Origin of the sequence: Pseudarthrobacter sp. SORGH_AS 212 (genome assembly GCF_030818145.1) — a bacterium.
Classification (GTDB): Bacteria; Actinomycetota; Actinomycetes; order Actinomycetales; family Micrococcaceae; genus Arthrobacter.
This window is the reverse complement of the sequence record NZ_JAUTAA010000001.1, coordinates 2,065,563-2,082,236: the sequence shown is the minus strand read 5'-3', so window position 1 is coordinate 2,082,236 and position 16,674 is coordinate 2,065,563. Positions and strand designations below refer to the sequence as shown.

14 protein-coding genes are annotated in these 16,674 nt (G+C 61.4%); 6 read left to right on the top strand and 8 right to left on the bottom strand.

All coding sequences use genetic code 11. The features are described from left to right. Positions 1-2,114: 2,114 nt before the first annotated feature. The 8 genes from QE394_RS09550 to rpmH form a co-directional block, all read right to left on the bottom strand. Complete coding sequence (locus QE394_RS09550; protein WP_349034379.1) at positions 2,115-3,431, bottom strand: ParB/RepB/Spo0J family partition protein; 1,317 nt, start codon at positions 3,429-3,431, stop codon at positions 2,115-2,117. Positions 3,432-3,497: 66 nt separating this feature from the next. Further along, entirely contained in the window at positions 3,498-4,565 is a 1,068-nt protein-coding gene (locus QE394_RS09545) for a ParA family protein (RefSeq protein WP_286133720.1), read from the bottom strand. A gap of 89 nt (positions 4,566-4,654) precedes the next feature. Next, positions 4,655-5,305 (bottom strand): 16S rRNA (guanine(527)-N(7))-methyltransferase RsmG, encoded by a 651-nt coding sequence (gene rsmG, locus QE394_RS09540; RefSeq protein WP_261620482.1) that lies wholly within the window; start codon positions 5,303-5,305, stop codon positions 4,655-4,657. Positions 5,306-5,324: 19 nt separating this feature from the next. Further along, positions 5,325-5,891 (bottom strand): R3H domain-containing nucleic acid-binding protein, encoded by a 567-nt coding sequence (locus QE394_RS09535; protein WP_056080271.1) that lies wholly within the window; start codon positions 5,889-5,891, stop codon positions 5,325-5,327. Then, on the bottom strand, positions 5,892-6,860 hold the full coding sequence (gene yidC / locus QE394_RS09530; RefSeq protein WP_056080267.1) for a membrane protein insertase YidC: 969 nt from the start codon (positions 6,858-6,860) through the stop codon (positions 5,892-5,894). A 15-nt stretch (positions 6,861-6,875) separates the two neighbouring features. Beyond that, positions 6,876-7,268 carry a membrane protein insertion efficiency factor YidD gene (gene yidD, locus QE394_RS09525; protein WP_200937797.1) on the bottom strand — a complete coding sequence of 131 codons (393 nt, stop codon included), beginning with the start codon at positions 7,266-7,268 and terminating at the stop codon, positions 6,876-6,878. Beyond that, a complete protein-coding gene (gene rnpA, locus QE394_RS09520; protein WP_056080261.1) occupies positions 7,261-7,671 on the bottom strand; it encodes a ribonuclease P protein component in 411 nt (136 codons plus the stop codon). The genes yidD and rnpA overlap by 8 nt, the downstream gene beginning before the upstream one ends. Before the next feature lie 41 nt (positions 7,672-7,712). Continuing rightward, positions 7,713-7,850: a 50S ribosomal protein L34 gene (gene rpmH / locus QE394_RS09515; protein ID WP_003800212.1), complete on the bottom strand. Its 138-nt coding sequence runs from the start codon at positions 7,848-7,850 to the stop codon at positions 7,713-7,715. Positions 7,851-8,320: 470 nt separating this feature from the next. On the opposite strand from rpmH, the gene dnaA reads away from it, so the two are divergent. From dnaA to gyrB, 6 genes are all read left to right on the top strand, one after another. Continuing rightward, positions 8,321-9,742: a chromosomal replication initiator protein DnaA gene (dnaA, locus tag QE394_RS09510; RefSeq protein WP_056080258.1), complete on the top strand. Its 1,422-nt coding sequence runs from the start codon at positions 8,321-8,323 to the stop codon at positions 9,740-9,742. A gap of 527 nt (positions 9,743-10,269) precedes the next feature. Further along, positions 10,270-11,394, top strand: a complete 1,125-nt coding sequence (dnaN, locus tag QE394_RS09505) for a DNA polymerase III subunit beta (RefSeq protein WP_056080255.1) — start codon at positions 10,270-10,272, stop codon at positions 11,392-11,394. 81 nt (positions 11,395-11,475) lie between these two features. Continuing rightward, on the top strand, positions 11,476-12,360 hold the full coding sequence (gene gnd / locus QE394_RS09500) for a phosphogluconate dehydrogenase (NAD(+)-dependent, decarboxylating) (protein ID WP_056080252.1): 885 nt from the start codon (positions 11,476-11,478) through the stop codon (positions 12,358-12,360). 44 nt (positions 12,361-12,404) lie between these two features. Beyond that, the gene (gene recF, locus QE394_RS09495) at positions 12,405-13,613 is read left to right on the top strand and encodes a DNA replication/repair protein RecF (RefSeq protein WP_314212640.1); all 1,209 of its coding nucleotides are present in this window, start codon (positions 12,405-12,407) and stop codon (positions 13,611-13,613) included. Then, the gene (locus tag QE394_RS09490; protein WP_056080245.1) at positions 13,597-14,154 is read left to right on the top strand and encodes a DciA family protein; all 558 of its coding nucleotides are present in this window, start codon (positions 13,597-13,599) and stop codon (positions 14,152-14,154) included. Before recF ends, QE394_RS09490 begins: the two co-directional genes overlap by 17 nt. A gap of 382 nt (positions 14,155-14,536) precedes the next feature. Beyond that, the gene (gene gyrB, locus QE394_RS09485) at positions 14,537-16,624 is read left to right on the top strand and encodes a DNA topoisomerase (ATP-hydrolyzing) subunit B (RefSeq protein ID WP_056080242.1); all 2,088 of its coding nucleotides are present in this window, start codon (positions 14,537-14,539) and stop codon (positions 16,622-16,624) included. Positions 16,625-16,674 lie beyond the last annotated feature (50 nt).

Here is a 16,674-nt window from a genome sequence, read left to right as displayed (position 1 = left end):
GCTTAGACTTCGATGCATTCTTAGGCGGCGCCTTATCCATCTCTACTGGGCCGTCCAACATGGGCATCCTGTCCCTCTATTGCTGGCAGTGCCTATACAACCGGAGCGCCGCAAAGCATCGGATTCGCTCATCAACCAGCGAGTGACAGACGGAGAACCCCTCGAGGCTCACTGCATGGCGCCGTGCACGGCAGGCCATACTGCCAGAAGGGCTCGGAGGGCCTGTGGAGCTCGCTGAGGCCAGCCTGAGGGCAAAGCTTCCCGGGAGGGGAAAGCGTACGGTAGGGGGCGTCACGGTGCTGCCCTGGCCCTGGTGCCGCGTTGTTGCCATCTGCTGGTCGGCGCCTACTGCCTGCTGCCGCCGGCGTCGACGCACGATAGGAGCCTTATGACCCACTGATTGGCGGATTCGCTGAGGCAAGACTGCGATGGGCATGACGGTCCGCTACTTTCGTAGACATATCAGTGCATCGACAGAGAGGCCACGCCCGGCTACCGGACATGAGACAGCCTTGCGTCTTCGGTTAGCGTTTCACGTGAAACATGGCACCGCATTGGCCACCTCGGCTGCGCCTTGAAAGGACAGCCCCGCCGACAAGACTTGCCGCGCTACCGGCACTCCCGATGGCTGGAACCCAACTCACTAGGCTCCGCGTTTCACGTGAAACATAGTCATGAAAGTCAGGCACACTGCCGGTTCCACGGTGGGGGGGGTGTGGCCGAGGAGTCTTACGCGCCCCGTCAGTGATGATGCTCGGAAATTGTTCTGAGACTCTGCGTTTCACGTGAAAGATTGTAGCCGCAGCAGTGCCCACAACTCATGCTTAATGGGGGTCCCGGCACGGAGCCAGGCCCGACCTGTTATCTTAGCGCGCTCCTATACATGGCATGTCTAGGTAGAGATGTTCCACGTGAAACACTTTGGGGTGCTCCATACGACTTCTGTATCGACTACCCTCGCGTACACATTATTAGCAAGCGTGGATGTGGCTGGGATCGCCGCCAGAGGATGGGTGCAGGTGTTGATCGGATACCTGAAACTACCAGGTCTGGATGCGGAAAGCTCTCCCCGTTGACGTAGTCCGCTCCTAGCGGCATACGCACCCGCACGTTGCCTCAACGGGAACTTGAGTCAGAAGTAAGACTACGAACCTGATCAACCTGGCGACCGCCAACACATTCACAAGTAGGCTGGCTCAGCCAGGTCTACGGAATCGAATCTCCAGCTCATCACCGACTGTGGGGAGCCCCTGAAACAATCGGATACCCATCAGAACGTTATCGCCGCTTCCAGACTCGGGGCGGCATCAGGATCTATGCATAACGACTCGCAACGCAACTCTGTACTGAGCGGATGACTTTGGGGGCTGACGCGCCTTTGGCGGACTCGATCTGTACTGGGATTCGAAGAAGATGGCGCCTACAGAACCTATATGGAGTCTTGTTACGAAACCGGCAGCTCATCATCCGATGAACCGGGTGGTGATGCAGCGGAGGGAGGAGCTGGAGTATTCGCCTGTCCATCAAGGGATTCTTGAAGATTGTTCGCAGCCCTCTTGGGCGAACAGATGCATGTGCGGATGGATCCCTATGCTTGTCCGCCGCCAGACGACACGCTGCATCTTTTTGGCCGCGAGCACACCAGGCCTATCGACAACGCAGGATTATGGTCCAAAGACCCCGGCGCTCCAGGTTGCCCGTTTCCCCGAATGCATGGCGGATTCCCGACCGGCACGTGCCATAGGTCGCAGCACTCACTTAGCAGTCGATGGGAGGCCGCCAGCTGCGCATCAAGTGACCGTACAGCGTTTAGGGACAAGTGGGAAGTTTCACGTGAAACACTCGCGTTCCAAGAGGTCCAGCACACACCGGCGCCAAGTTCGTGGAACTGACGATGGACGCTAAGGACACCCCGTCTGTCCATGTTTAGGCTATGCCACGGCTTCCACCCGCAGGGTGACAGTCCTATTGTCAGCGCAAACACACGGCCGGTGCGTTAGAGCAATTCGCGCTCGGTAAGTACAGCCCGAGCGCATCCTTCTCCCGGTAGTCAAGTTTGGACAAAACAAGAGGCCCGGTTCAAAAGAACCGAGCCTCCTGTTTATCGTCAACAGCTAGTTGGCCGAATCCGGAGCTAAGACGTCCATGATGCGGTTCAAGTCCTCAACACTGGCAAATTCGATGCTGACTTTACCTTTACGGACGCCCAATGAGATCTTGACGTTGGTGTCCAGTCGGTCGGAAAGAGACGACGCAAGATAATCCAAGCGTTCATGCCGCGCGCCCGGGCGGGGGACATTGTTCTTGGTCGGCGTGGCCGGGTCCTGGTACAGGGTTACAGCCTCTTCCGTGGCCCGCACGGACATTCCCTCAGCAACGATCTTCTGGGCCAGGCGCTCCATCGCAGCGGCGTCTGGCAGGGCCAACAGTGCCCGCGCGTGGCCAGCTGAGAGGACACCTGCCGCCACTCGGCGCTGTACAAGCGGGGGAAGCTTCAGAAGGCGGAGAGTGTTGGATACCTGCGGTCGCGAACGGCCAATCTTATCGGCCAGCTGCTCATGCGTCGTACCGAAGTCCTCCAGCAGCTGCTGGTAGGCCGCTGCCTCTTCAAGCGGGTTCAGCTGGCTGCGGTGCAGGTTCTCCAGCAGGGCATCGCGCAGAAGGTCATCGTCAGTCGTCTCACGGACAATTGCCGGGATAGTATCCAGGCCGGCGGCCTGGACTGCCCGCCACCTACGCTCGCCCATGACGAGCTCATACGGCTCGATACCGTCTTCAGTTGATTTACGGACAACAATTGGCTGGAGGACGCCTATCTCGCGAACAGAGTGAACCAGCTCCGCCATGTCGTCTTCATCGAAGACTGAACGCGGCTGTTTCCGGTTGGGATGAATGTCCGCGACGGAAATCTCGGCGAAGTGGGCACCCGGGACCTCCACCAAGTCCACACCGTTATCAGGGGCTCGGACATCGGCCACCTCAACGGACGAAGCACCGTCCGTTGACAGAGAGGAGGGGGTTTCTCCGGAACCGGCAGCATCGGCCGGAAGGGCCGGCGTCGGCGTGGCCTGAACTTCACCCGCAGCGGGTGATACGTTACCGGTGCCTGAAGGAACATCAGCAGCTACTGTGGACTTCTTTGTGGTGCTGCCTGTGGTCCGTGCAGCACCGGAGGACTTTTTCGGCACTGGAGCCTTCGCGGCGGCTACCTTCTTCGTGGCCGGTGTGGATTCACGTGGAGCAGCAGCTGCCGGAGCGTCCGGCCTGCCCGCGGTTTCTGCGGCGGCGGGCTCTGCCTTCTTACGGCCTTCGGGAAAAAAGAGATCCACCGGACGCGATGCAGCGGCACCGTTGCCCTGACCGTTGGACGCGCCTGAACTAGGAATCAGCGCGCCAAGACCGCGGCCAAGGCCCCGTCGCTTCTCGCTCATGGGTAAATCCCTCCAGTGGTAGAACCGGGCGTAGTCCCGGCTCCGGTCGATGCAGTATTGAAGATTTTAGCGTTCTGCTATTTCAGCAGCGGCTTCCAGGTAGGACAGGGCACCGCTGGAGGAAGGGTCGTAGGTCATGACGGTCTGCTGGTAGCTTGGCGCTTCGGAGATGCGTACGGAGCGGGGGACGACTGCGGAGAGCACCTGTTCAGGGAAATGCGTCCGGACCTCGGCCGCAACCTGGGCAGCCAGGTTGGTACGGCCGTCGTACATGGTGAGCAGGATGGTGGAAACAACCAGGTCGGCGTTCAGGTGCTTCTGGATCATCTCAATGTTCTTGAGCAGCTGGCTCAGTCCTTCCAGTGCGTAGTATTCGCACTGGATGGGGATGAGGACCTCATTGGCCGCGCAGAAGGCGTTGACCGTCAGGAGGCCCAGGCTGGGCGGGCAGTCGATGAAGATGTAGTCGAGGCGTTCCTCACCGTTCTTTTCCCGGGTCTTGGCATAGACATCGATGGCCCGGCGCAGCCGCTGTTCGCGTGCCACGAGGGACACGAGTTCGATTTCGGCCCCGGCGAGGTGGATGGTGGCAGGAGCGCAGATGAGCTTCTCCATGTCGGGGCACTGCGCCACTACGTCTGCCAGCGCCACGTCGTTGATGAGGACGTCGTAGATGCTGTCCACGTCGGCATGGTGCTCGATGCCAAGGGCTGTGGAAGCGTTGCCCTGCGGGTCGATGTCGATGACCAGCACGTTCAGCCCGGCCGCTGCCAACGCGGCAGCGATATTCACCGTGGTGGTGGTCTTGCCGACACCGCCCTTTTGGTTCGACACAGTGAAGATCCGGGTCTTTTCGGGACGTGGAAGGCGGCGGCCCATCAGCTTTTCGCGGCGCTTGGTCTCGTGGGCGAGCTCGCGGGCGATGGGGCTGGAATCGTCGATAGCGTCGATAACGTTCGATCGCCCCGTAGCGGTTGTTTCACGTGAAACCAGGACCGAAGAGGAGTTTTTCGCAACCGGTTTCGGATGGTTTCCGCCTCGTCCGGGAATACTGACCGGGCCAGAGACAGAACGTGCGGACCCCAGCGTCACAAACGGTGGTATCCGTTGTGTGGAGGCTTCACTACTTGTCACTGGGGCACACTCACTCTCGTTCAGCCAATTTTGCTGCCGTTGTCTAGCCTAACCGCTGCACCCGGCAGACCGAGGTCGCCGGGCCCTTACTAGGACTTCTTTTGGGGCTTGTTTACAACGATGCGTACTACCGTGGTGGGCTCCTCCAGGAGGTTGTCACCCACGGTAAGGACTGATGTCTCAACGCCACCCAGTTTCCGGATGGCTTTGGCGGCTTTCTCGATCTCTTCACCGGCACTGCGGCCTTTGATGGCGATCACTTCGCCCTTGCCGGCAAGCAGGGGAATGGTCAGCCCGGCAAGGTTCGTCAGGGCAGATACGGCCCGGGCGGTTACGACGTCGGCTTCGACATGGCCCACGGCAAGCTCGGCCCGGCTGCGCATGATCGTGACGTTGTCCAGGCCGAGGTCATCAACCACTTCCTGCAGCCAAATTACCCGGCGTTCCAGGGGTTCAATGAGCGTCAGTTCAAGATCCGGCCGGGCTATCGCCAGGCACAGCCCCGGAAGCCCGGCACCGCTTCCAACGTCCGCCACGTGGCTTCCCAGCGGAATCCCACTTTCGATGACGGCACAGTTGAGGACGTGACGACTCCAGAGGCGTGGGATTTCCCGAGGGCCGATAAGGCCCCGTTCAGTTCCGGAGGTGGCCAAGTGCTCAACGTAGCGCTTCGCCAGGTCCAGCCGATCGCCGAAAATCTTCTCAGCAGCCCGAAGTTCGGCAGCCGTGATGTCAACCATGGTTAGCGGCAGCAATTCTCTAGTCAGTGGATACAACGATATGGCGGCCGTTACCTTCGCCTTCGGACTCGCTCACGAGTCCCAGGTCGGCAACGGCGTCGTGGACAATCTTGCGTTCGTAGGCGCTCATGGGCTCGAGGGCGACGGGCTTACCGGTCTCCTTGACCAATGCAGCAGCGTCCTCGGCAATCTTCTGCAGGTGGCCGGTACGCTCCTGCCGGTAACCGTTGATGTCCAGCACCAGGCGCGAGCGGCTTTCAGTGGCAGACAGGACTGCAAGACGCGTCAGTTCCTGCAGGGCCTCGAGGACTTCACCGTCATCACCCACCAGGCTCTCCAGTCCTTCGGTCTCCTCTTCGGCGACGATGGAGATGTACGTGCGGCCGTTGCGGACCTCGATGTCGATATCGCCATCGATATCAGCGATGTCCAGAAGTTCCTCAAGGTAGTCGGCCGCAATGTCGCCCTCTTCTTCGAGCCGGCTGGCAGCAGACGGCTTTACAGACGAAATGTCCGCGGTGCCGGACTCGTCGCGGTCCTCGACCACGTCTTCGGAAAGGGCGTGTTCGGTGCTCTCGGCTGACATCTACTTCTTCTTCCTGTTCTTGCGTTGTGGCTGTACGCGCTGTCCCTTGGCTTCGGCGATCGCAGCCTCGGCTTCGGCCTCGGCGCTGTCGTCCTTCTTTCCGGTCAGGATAGACAGCGCGGGCAGGCCTTTGGCGGCCCGACGTTCAGCAAGGGCCTTGGCAGCGGGGGAACCCGGCGTGGGCATGCGGCGGATGACGAAGAACTGCTGGCCCATGGTCCAAAGGTTGGTGGTGGTCCAGTAGATCAGGACACCAATGGGGAAGTTGATGCCACCCACACCGAACACGATGGGGAGGATGTAGAGCATCATCTTCTGCTGGCGCATGAAGGGGCTGGCCATGGCTTCTTCGGACATGTTCTTCGCCATGATCTGCTTCTGCGTGATGAACTGCGAGGCGGTCATTGCCAGGATCATCACAATGGAGAGAACAACAACTGCCACGTTGGTGGCGCCTCCGTGGAGAAGCGCAGCCGACAGCGGAGCTCCAAAAATGCTGGACGCATCGAACTCGACAACCTGCTCGTGGCTCATGGCCCCAATGCCTTCGCCCTGTTCCTTCGCTCCCGAAATACCCGACAGCACCTGGAAGAGTGCAAAGAAGAAGGGCATCTGGATCAGCATGGGAAGGCAGGCCGAGAACGGGTTGGTCCCGTGCTTCTTGTACATGGCCATCTGCTCCTGCGCCATGGCCTGGCGGGAGAGCTGATCGGTCTTGCCCTTGTACTTGTCCTGCAGCTTCTTCAGGTCAGGCTGCAGCAGCTGCATACCGCGCTGGGCCTTGATCTGCTTGACGAACACCGGGATCAGGGCGGCACGGATCACCAGCACCAGCCCAATGATGGACAGCGTCCAGGTCCAGCCGTTCGCCGCGGGCATCCCGATGGTGCTCAGCCCATCGTGGAATCCAATCATGATGATGGAAACCAGCCACTTGAACGGGGCCATGATTGTTCCGAAAAAGTCCATACTTATCCCTATTCGTCAGGCCGCACGGCGGCCTTCTTCATCAGTCTTAGCAACCAGGTACCTGTCCGGGTTGTTCAGCACAACAATTGTGGGGGTCTGGTTTTCAAGCCATTCCCGCTTGCCGGCGGGGACGTGGTCCACTCCGCCGGCGTTCCATGGGTGGCAGCGGCCCAGGCGGCGGACGGCCAGCCAGGTCCCTTTAACAGCGCCATGGACGGTGACAGCTTCAAGGGCGTAAGCCGAGCATGAAGGAAAAAACCGGCAGACCTGGCCGTACAAGGGTGAAACCACCTTGCGGTAGGCCTTCAGCAGGAGAATCAGGATGTTCCGGGGCACGTTCCAGAGAAACAGCACGACGGCGGCGGGAACAGGATGAAGACGGGCGACGACGGCGGTGGCGTTAGGCACGCGGTGTCCCCTTCTGTGTTGTACCAGCCGAACCCTTGGCGGCAGCCCTTTGGGGGCGGCCGGCCAACCGGTTCAGCGTCGACTCAAGTGCAGCGTTATAGTCATCCAACAGCTGGTCCCAGCTGGCGGAAGCGGACGCAGGCAGCGCCCTGACCACTATGGCGAGACCGGTGCCGTGTTCGCGCAGCGAGGCAGCACCTGCTTCCCGTAGTCTCCTCTTAACGAGGTTCCTGACCACAGCGTTCCCGACACTCTTGGAAACGATGAACCCGATCCGGCTGGGTTCGTCGGCAGCAATGGCTGCCGCATATAACACTACGTTCCGGCGTCCATTGCGGACACCGGAACGTACGGTTGTTGAAAAGTCGGTGGAAGTCCTCAGGCGGTTGCGGGTGGCCAGCACCTTAAACTCGCAAGGAAGGTATCTACCGACAAGTCAGTTATTTAAGCCGACAGCTCGGTGCGGCCCTTGCCACGGCGGGCTGCCAGGATGGCACGGCCGGCACGGGTACGCATACGAAGGCGGAAGCCGTGCTTCTTGGCTCGACGGCGGTTATTCGGCTGAAAAGTCCGCTTGCTCACGTTAGTTACTCCAGTGGATCAAAGGTGCGTCCACCCGATCAATATGGGGAAGAACTGGCCGACGCTAAGTTTTGTATATGTACGCTTCCCCCTGCTGCCCAGGCGCAGTGCACTTGGGAGAATCAGTCGGGGCCAAAAAGCGGACACAAAGGACTTCACAACGTTAGGGCAATTTGGAGCCTCCAGTCAAACCGGGTGGGGTCCGCACCACTATCCCCAGCTGTGTCTAACTACCCTTCCCCGCCTGTGGATGAAGTGGCTCACAGCCGCCAAAAGGGAACCACAACGGTGTAATTATCCACAAGCAGTTTCCCAGCTATCTTCTAGGCTTTTCATCCCCTAGAGTGGCTCAGTAGCCGATTATCCACGGACTGTGCATAACCCTGTGGATGAAGCTGGGCCAGCATCTTGGTTCCGGGTCCGGGGCTGCAGGTAATGCAGGGCAAAGCAAGTTTTGAGGGAACCGATTGATGACAGTAGACGAAGCCAACCACGCCAATACTGTCGGAAGTTCCTGGCGGCGAGTTATCAGCCTGCTGGAGAAGGACCACCGGGTAACACCCCGCCAGCGTGGCTTTGTCATCCTCGCCCAGGCCCAAGGCCTGATCGGGTCCACCCTCCTGGTGGCCGTTCCCAACGAACTCACCCGCGAAGTGCTGCAGACGCAGGTCAAGGACGCCCTGGACGACGCCCTGCACAACGTCTTTTCTGAGGACATCAGGTGCGCCATCGACGTCGACACCGATCTGGTCCCCATCCACAAAGAGCCTGAACCCGTGGTTGAACCTGCCTACGCGCAGGACCAGCTGATCGAGCAGAAGCCGCAGCCCATGCTGCCGAGCACCTCCCACGAATTTGGCCGGCTCAACCCCAAATATGTCTTCGACACGTTCGTGATCGGTTCGTCGAACCGTTTCGCCCACGCTGCCGCGGTCGCCGTCGCCGAAGCCCCTGCCAAGGCTTACAACCCGCTGTTCATCTACGGCGACTCCGGCCTGGGCAAGACGCACCTGCTGCACGCGATCGGGCACTATGCCCGCCGGCTCTACAGCGGCATCCGGGTGCGGTATGTGAATTCTGAGGAGTTCACCAACGACTTCATCAACTCCATCCGCGACGACGAGGGCGCCAGCTTCAAGACCACCTACCGGAACGTGGACGTCCTGCTCATTGACGACATCCAGTTCCTTGCCGGCAAGGACCGGACGCTGGAGGAGTTCTTCCACACCTTCAACTCACTGCACAACAACAACAAGCAAGTGGTGATCACTTCGGATCAGCCGCCCAAACTGCTTGCCGGGTTCGAGGACCGGATGAAGTCGCGCTTCGAGTGGGGCCTGCTGACGGACATCCAGCCCCCCGAGCTTGAAACCCGCATCGCCATCCTCCGCAAGAAGGCCCTCAGCGAGGGACTGTCCGCACCGGACGACGCGCTGGAATACATCGCATCCAAGATCTCCAGCAACATCCGCGAACTTGAGGGCGCGCTCATCCGCGTCACCGCATTCGCCAGCCTGAACCGGCAGCCCGTGGATGTTGCCCTCGCCGAAATGGTCCTGAAAGACCTCATCACCGACGACGGCGCCCAGGAAATCACATCCGGCCAGATCCTGCAGCAGACCGCTGACTACTTCAAGCTCAGCATGGAAGAGCTCTGCAGCAAGTCCCGGACCCGGACACTGGTCACCGCCCGGCAGATCGCCATGTACCTCTGCCGCGAACTGACGGACATGTCCCTCCCCAAGATCGGCCAGGAGCTCGGCGGCCGCGATCACACCACGGTGATCCATGCAGACCGGAAAATCCGTGAGCTGATGGCCGAGCGGCGTGTGATCTACAACCAGGTCACGGAGCTGACCAACCGCATCAAGCAGCAGCAGCGCGACTCCTGATCCCCGCATCTATACCTTATTAACAGGTGCATGTGGATAAGCCTGTGGATAGTTAAGGGGACAAGCGCGCTTAATGGGCTTAAAACCCTTAAGGCGTCTGTGGATCGTTAAAAACCGGCTTCTGGGTTGTCCCCATCCACACCCTGTTTAAAACCCAGTTAACTCACAGTCCGTGAACAGGGCTTAACCGCGGATCTCCGCCGCCAGACAGGGTTATCCACAGTTTCCACAGCAGTTATTAACACTACGAATCCCAAAAAATTGAAAATCCCTCAAACAACAAGATCCTTCCCCCGTACCGTGCAGGGACCATCGGGCCCCTGGAGGGGCCGGGGAGGTTTTGGGGGATGGGTTAATCCCGGATCTTCCGGCTAAGCTGTCAGCAGCGCTCCCATCCCCGGGTTTTTGTGTGGTTTCCGTTCAGCGCGGACCATGCACCTGCCGGAATCGGGTGCATCACTTTCCGGAACCACCCCTGCGGAGGTTTCGGCCTACTTGGCAGCAGCAATGAAAGGCGGCATCCCTCCGTGAAGTTCAGAGTCGATCGGGACGTCCTGGCAGAAGCCGTCACCTGGACAGCCCGCTCGTTGTCTCCGCGGCCGCCAGTGCCAGTTCTTTCCGGCCTGCTCCTCAAGGCAGAAGCCGGCACAGTCAGCCTTTCGAGCTTCGATTACGAAACGTCTGCGCGCCTTGAGATCGCTGCCGACATCCGTGACGAAGGCACCATCCTGGTATCGGGCCGCCTCCTTGCGGATATTTGCCGAAGCCTGCCCTCAGCGCCCGTCGACGTCGAAACCGACGGCAACAAGGTCACCCTCACCTGCCGCCGAAGCAGCTTCCACCTGGCCACCATGCCGGAGGCCGAATACCCACCGCTTCCCGCGCTTCCCGCGATCAGCGGCACTGTTCCCGGTGATGCGTTTGCACAGGCTGTTTCCCAGGTGATCATTGCCGCCAGCAAGGACGACACCCTGCCCATCCTCACCGGCGTGCGTATGGAAATTGAAGACGACCTCATCACCCTGCTGGCTACCGACCGCTACCGCCTGGCCATGCGCGAGGTACCGTGGAAGCCCGTCACTCCCGGTATTTCCACCAGTGCGCTGGTCAAGGCAAAAACCCTCAACGAAGTGGCCAAAACACTGGGCAACAGCGGCGACATCAGCCTCGCCCTGTCCGATGACGACACGCGCCTCATTGGCTTCGAAAGCGGTGGACGCACCACCACATCCCTGCTGGTGGACGGCGATTACCCCAAGATCCGGTCGCTTTTCCCGGAATCCACGCCCATCCACGCCACGGTTCAGACCCAGGAACTGGTGGAAGCCGTCCGCCGTGTGTCACTGGTGGCTGAACGCAACACCCCGGTTCGCCTGGCGTTCACTGCCGGGCTGCTGAACCTGGATGCCGGCACCGGCGAAGACGCCCAGGCATCCGAGGAACTCGAAGCGCAGCTCTCCGGAGACGACATCACCGTGGCGTTCAACCCCCACTACCTGGTGGAAGGCCTCAGCGTGATTGAAACCAAGTTCGTGCGGTTCTCATTCACGTCCGCCCCCAAGCCGGCCATGATCACCGCCCAGGCTGACGCCGACGGCGAGGACCAGGACGATTACCGGTACCTGGTGATGCCGGTCCGACTCCCTAACTAAGCCCCACTGCCGCCCTGGCCGTGCGCCCAGACGCTTGGTGCCAAACGACAACCCATTCCTAGCTCAGAAAAGAGTTCCACCATGCACATTGGACTGATCGGCCTTGGCAAAATGGGATTCAACATGCGTGAGCGGCTGCGCAATGGCGGCATCGAGGTCACGGGTTACGACCGGAACCCCGATGTGACCGACGTGCCTACTGTCGATGAGCTCCTGGCCGCTGTTCCCGCACCGCGACTGATCTGGGTGATGGTTCCCGCCGGCGCAGTCACGGATGCAGTGATCACCGAACTCGCGGACAAACTGGACCAGGGGGATCTGGTGATTGACGGTGGAAACTCCCGTTTCACCGAGGACCAGAAACATGGTGAACTCCTCGCCGGAAAAGGCATCCGGTTCGTGGATTGCGGTGTTTCCGGCGGCGTCTGGGGCCTGCAGAACGGCTATGGCCTGATGGCCGGCGGCGACGCTGCGGATGTGGAACTGGCCCTGCCGGTCTTCGATGCGCTGCGTCCGGAAGGTGACCGTGCGGACAGCTTCGTCCATGTGGGCGGCGTCGGCGCGGGCCATTACGCCAAGATGGTCCACAACGGCATCGAATACGGCCTGATGCAGGCATACGCAGAGGGATACCAGCTGCTCGCATCGAAAGACATCATCAGCGACCTCCCCGGCACTTTCCGCGCCTGGCAAAAAGGTACTGTGGTCCGGTCGTGGCTGCTCGACCTCCTGGTCAAGGCCTTGGAAGAGGACCCCGGCCTGCAGAACATCGATGACTACGTGGAGGACTCCGGCGAAGGCCGCTGGACCGTTGAGGAAGCCATCGCCAACGCCATCCCGGCTCCCGCGATCACGGCAGCGCTCTTCGCCCGTTTTGAGTCCCGCGAGGACAGCTCACCTGCCATGAAGATGGTGTCCGCACTCCGGCACCAGTTTGGCGGGCACGCCACCCGTCCCGCCAAGTAGCACTCACCGGGGACCCCGCTGTCCCCAGAATTGTCGAAACCCGCGTGTATCTGGAACACCTCTCCCTGACCGATTTCCGCAGCTACGCCCAGGTGGACCTTGCCCTCAGCCCCGGCGTCACGGTGCTGGTGGGCTACAACGGCATCGGCAAAACCAACCTGATGGAGGCTATCGGCTACCTGGCCACCCTCAGCTCCCACCGCGTCAGTTCGGACGGCCCGCTCCTGCGGTTCGGCACCGAACGCGCACTGGTCCGGGCCAGGCTGGTGCGCAACGGCCAGACCACCGTACTGGAGCTGGAGATCAATGCCGGCAGGGCCAACCGCGGCCGCATCAACCGCAGCAATCCGGTCCGGGCGCGGGACCTGCTGGGCATCTGCCAGACGGTGCTCTTTGCGCCGGAAGACCTGGCCTTGGTCAAGGGTGATCCGTCCAACCGCCGCAGGTTCCTGGACGAACTGCTGGCCAGCCTGGTCCCGCACCATGCCGCAACCCGCAGCGACTACGACCGCGTGCTGAAACAGCGCAACGCCCTGCTGAAATCGGCCCGTGCCGGGCGGGTGACCGCCGCCCACGAAGCCACCCTCGATGTGTGGGACCAGCACATGGCGAAGGCCGGGGCCGAGCTTCTGCACGCACGGCTCGAACTGGTGGAACTTCTCCGGCCCCACCTTTCCCGCGCCTATGCAGAGCTGACCGACGCGTCCAAGCCGGCTGATGCGATCTACCGGTCCACGCTGCAGAACCAGATGGACGACGACGGCGCATCGTTGGGTGCCACAGGCCGGCCGGGGCCGGGGGACACGGCCGCTGCCGAAGACCTGCGCGGCCTCAGCATCGAGGAGCTGACCCAGCGCTATATCCGCGCGTTCGGCGAATCACGGAAGAAGGAGCTTGAGCGAGGCATCTCGCTGGTGGGTCCGCACCGGGACGATCTTGAACTGGTACTGGGGCAGGCACCCGCCAAGGGCTATGCATCCCATGGTGAAACCTGGTCCATGTGCCTCTCCCTGCGGCTGGCGTCCTACTACGTGATGCTTGACGATGCGCGTACCGGCGGCTCCGCTCCCATCCTGATCCTTGACGATGTTTTTGCCGAGCTTGACGTCCAGCGACGGCGTAAACTGGCCGCTATAGTTTCCGGCGCGGAACAGGTCCTGGTGACCGCCGCCGTCGACGCCGATATCCCGGAGGAACTGTCCGGACGGCGGGTGAAAGTGGTCCCGGGAGGCATTGATGAGCAGGGAGAGTGACGCCGGCGGGCTGCAGCCCGGACGGGATCCTGACCAGATCGATGCTCCGCAGGCCGCGCTCAACCGGATGCGCGAAGCCGCCGCAGCCCGCGGCGAGATCCGCCGCAAGGCGCAACGGCCCGGACAACAAAAGACCAGGGGCAGCATCCGGGACACCCGCGGGTTCAGCCAGTTCCATGCCACAGGCCGCGATCCGTTGGGGCTCGGCAAGGTGGTGGGGCGGCTGGTGGCCGAGCGGGGCTGGACGTCGCCCGTGGCTGTCGGTTCCGTCATGGCGGAATGGGCCACCCTGGTGGGTCCGGAAATTTCAGCGCATTGCACCCCGGAAAGTTTTACCGATACCACCCTGCACGTGCGGTGCGATTCGACTGCCTGGGCCACCCAGCTGCGGCTACTCAGCGCCAGCCTGCTGGAGAAATTCAGGGTGGAACTGGGAGACGGTGTGGTCACCAGCATCCAGGTTCTGGGCCCTTCGGCGCCCAGTTGGCGCAAGGGCGGCAGGAGTGTCAACGGTCGCGGACCGCGGGATACCTACGGATAGTCCGTCGACAATCTCTTGATAATCGGCCTGCAGCCGTGTAGGCGCCTGCAAGGGCCGCGGCCTGTATAGGCACCAAGAGGCGGTTCCGTTAGGGCGCCCTAGGCGGGGCCAGCGGCCTGCCACGGCCACACGGCACCGCGTCCACGCCCCTGGAATGCGGGGATATGGGGCGCTTCGCGGTAGAATTGTTGCAGATAACTGGGCGCGGGTGAGACGTTGACTGAGTCCGTTTTCCGCGCACTCCGGTCCGCGGTCTGCGGCTCCCCACAACGTCAACAAGTCACTGGCGCCATAAGTTTGTGCCTGTTGGCAGGTGACTTCCTGTATTTACCCAGGGAGGAACCGGCCGGCCATCATCGAGAACGAGGAGTCGACAGCGCCTGTGGCTAACGACAATACAGATATTCTGGCAGTTGACCCCGCAGCCGGTGACGCCGGCGGTCCTGACGCAACGGCGGAAGCGGCCACCCCACGGGAGTACGGCGCCAGTGACATCACTGTCCTCGAAGGCCTCGAAGCGGTGCGAAAACGCCCCGGCATGTACATCGGTTCCACCGGTCCGCGCGGCCTCCACCACCTGGTGTACGAAGTGGTGGACAACTCGGTCGATGAAGCGCTGGCCGGCTACTGCACCCACATCGAGATAGTCCTGCAGGCCGACGGCGGCGTCAAGGTAGTGGATGACGGCCGCGGCATTCCCGTGGACATGCACCCCACTGAGCACAAACCCACGGTTGAAGTGGTCATGACCATCCTGCACGCCGGCGGCAAGTTCGGCGGCGGCGGTTATGCAGTGTCCGGCGGCCTCCACGGCGTTGGCATCTCTGTGGTGAACGCCCTGTCCAGCCGGGTAAATACGGAAGTCCGGCGCCAGGGGCATGTTTGGCGAATGTCCTTTGCCAACGGCGGCAAGCCTCAGGGCAGCCTGGTCCAGGGCGAGGAAACGGAACAGACCGGCACCACGCAGACCTTCTACCCCGACGCAGAGATCTTCGAGTCCACCGAGTTCGACTTCGAAACGCTCCGCGCACGCTTCCAGCAGATGGCCTTCCTCAACAAGGGCCTGCGCATCACCCTTACCGATGAGCGCGCGGCCACCGAAGACGAGGCCGACGCCGATCCGGACCTGGACGGCATGGTCACCGAAGGCGAGATCAGCGCCGAGCACCGCACGGTGGTGTACCAGTACGACGAAGGCCTGCTGGACTACGTCAAGCACCTGAACTCCGGCAAGAAGGTTGATGTGGTCCACGAGGACGTCATCGCCTTCGAAACCGAGGACAAGGACCGCAAAATCGCGCTGGAAATGGCGATGCAGTGGACGAATGCCTACTCCGAGAGTGTCCACACCTACGCGAATACCATCAACACCCACGAAGGCGGCACCCACGAAGAGGGCTTCCGCGCGGCCATGACCTCCTTGGTCAACCGCTACGCCCGGGAAAAGGGCATCATCAAGGAAAAGGACGACAACCTCACCGGAGACGACATCCGTGAGGGACTTACCGCCGTCATTTCCGTGAAGCTCTCCGAGCCCCAGTTCGAAGGCCAGACCAAGACCAAGCTCGGCAACTCCGAGGTCAAGGGCTTCGTCCAGCGCGTAGTCACGGACGGCCTGGGTGACTGGCTGGAACGCAACCCGGGCCCGGCCCGCGATGTCATCCGGAAGGCCATTTCGGCCGCCCAGGCACGCATGGCAGCACGGAAGGCCCGCGACAACGCCCGCCGGAAGAGCCCGCTGGAATCCTTCGGCATGCCCGGAAAGCTCTCCGACTGCTCGTCCAAGGACCCGGCAAAGTGCGAGGTCTACATCGTGGAGGGTGACTCCGCAGGCGGTTCCGCCAAGCGCGGCCGCAACCCCGAAACCCAGGCCATCCTTCCGTTGCGCGGAAAAATCCTCAACGTTGAACGCGCGCGCCTGGACAAGGCCCTTGGCAACGCCGAAGTGCAGTCCATGATCACAGCCTTCGGCACGGGCATTGGCGAAGACTTCGACCTCGCCAAGCTGCGGTACCACAAGATCGTGCTGATGGCCGATGCCGATGTTGACGGCCAGCACATCACCACGCTGCTGATGACGCTGCTGTTCCGTTACATGAGGCCGTTGATCGAGAACGGCTACGTCTACCTCGCGCAGCCCCCGCTGTACCGCATCAAGTGGTCCAATGCTCCGCACGACTACGTCTACAGTGACCGCGAACGCGACGCCAAACTGGTGTCCGGCCAGGCAGCAGGCCGCCGCATTCCCAAGGACAACGGCATCCAGCGCTACAAGGGCCTTGGTGAAATGGACTACACGGAGCTGTGGGACACCACCATGGACCCGGACAACCGCACCCTGCTCCAGGTCACCATGGACGACGCCCTCGCAGCCGACCAGATCTTCTCGGTCCTGATGGGCGAAGACGTGGAATCACGGCGCAACTTCATTCAGCAGAACGCCAAGGACGTCAGGTTCCTCGATATCTAGGACATAGTTCCTACATTCGACAACCGACATATACCTGAAACGGAAAATAA

Coding starts and splice junctions, on each gene's coding strand:
- gnd (WP_056080252.1), top strand. CDS start 11,476: ATGCACATTGGACTGATCGGCCTTGGCAAAATGGGATTCAACATGCGT.
- dnaA (WP_056080258.1), top strand. CDS start 8,321: ATGACAGTAGACGAAGCCAACCACGCCAATACTGTCGGAAGTTCCTGG.
- QE394_RS09535 (WP_056080271.1), bottom strand. CDS start 5,891: ATGTCAGCCGAGAGCACCGAACACGCCCTTTCCGAAGACGTGGTCGAG.
- yidC (WP_056080267.1), bottom strand. CDS start 6,860: ATGGACTTTTTCGGAACAATCATGGCCCCGTTCAAGTGGCTGGTTTCC.
- QE394_RS09550 (WP_349034379.1), bottom strand. CDS start 3,431: ATGAGCGAGAAGCGACGGGGCCTTGGCCGCGGTCTTGGCGCGCTGATT.
- rsmG (WP_261620482.1), bottom strand. CDS start 5,305: ATGGTTGACATCACGGCTGCCGAACTTCGGGCTGCTGAGAAGATTTTC.
- QE394_RS09490 (WP_056080245.1), top strand. CDS start 13,597: ATGAGCAGGGAGAGTGACGCCGGCGGGCTGCAGCCCGGACGGGATCCT.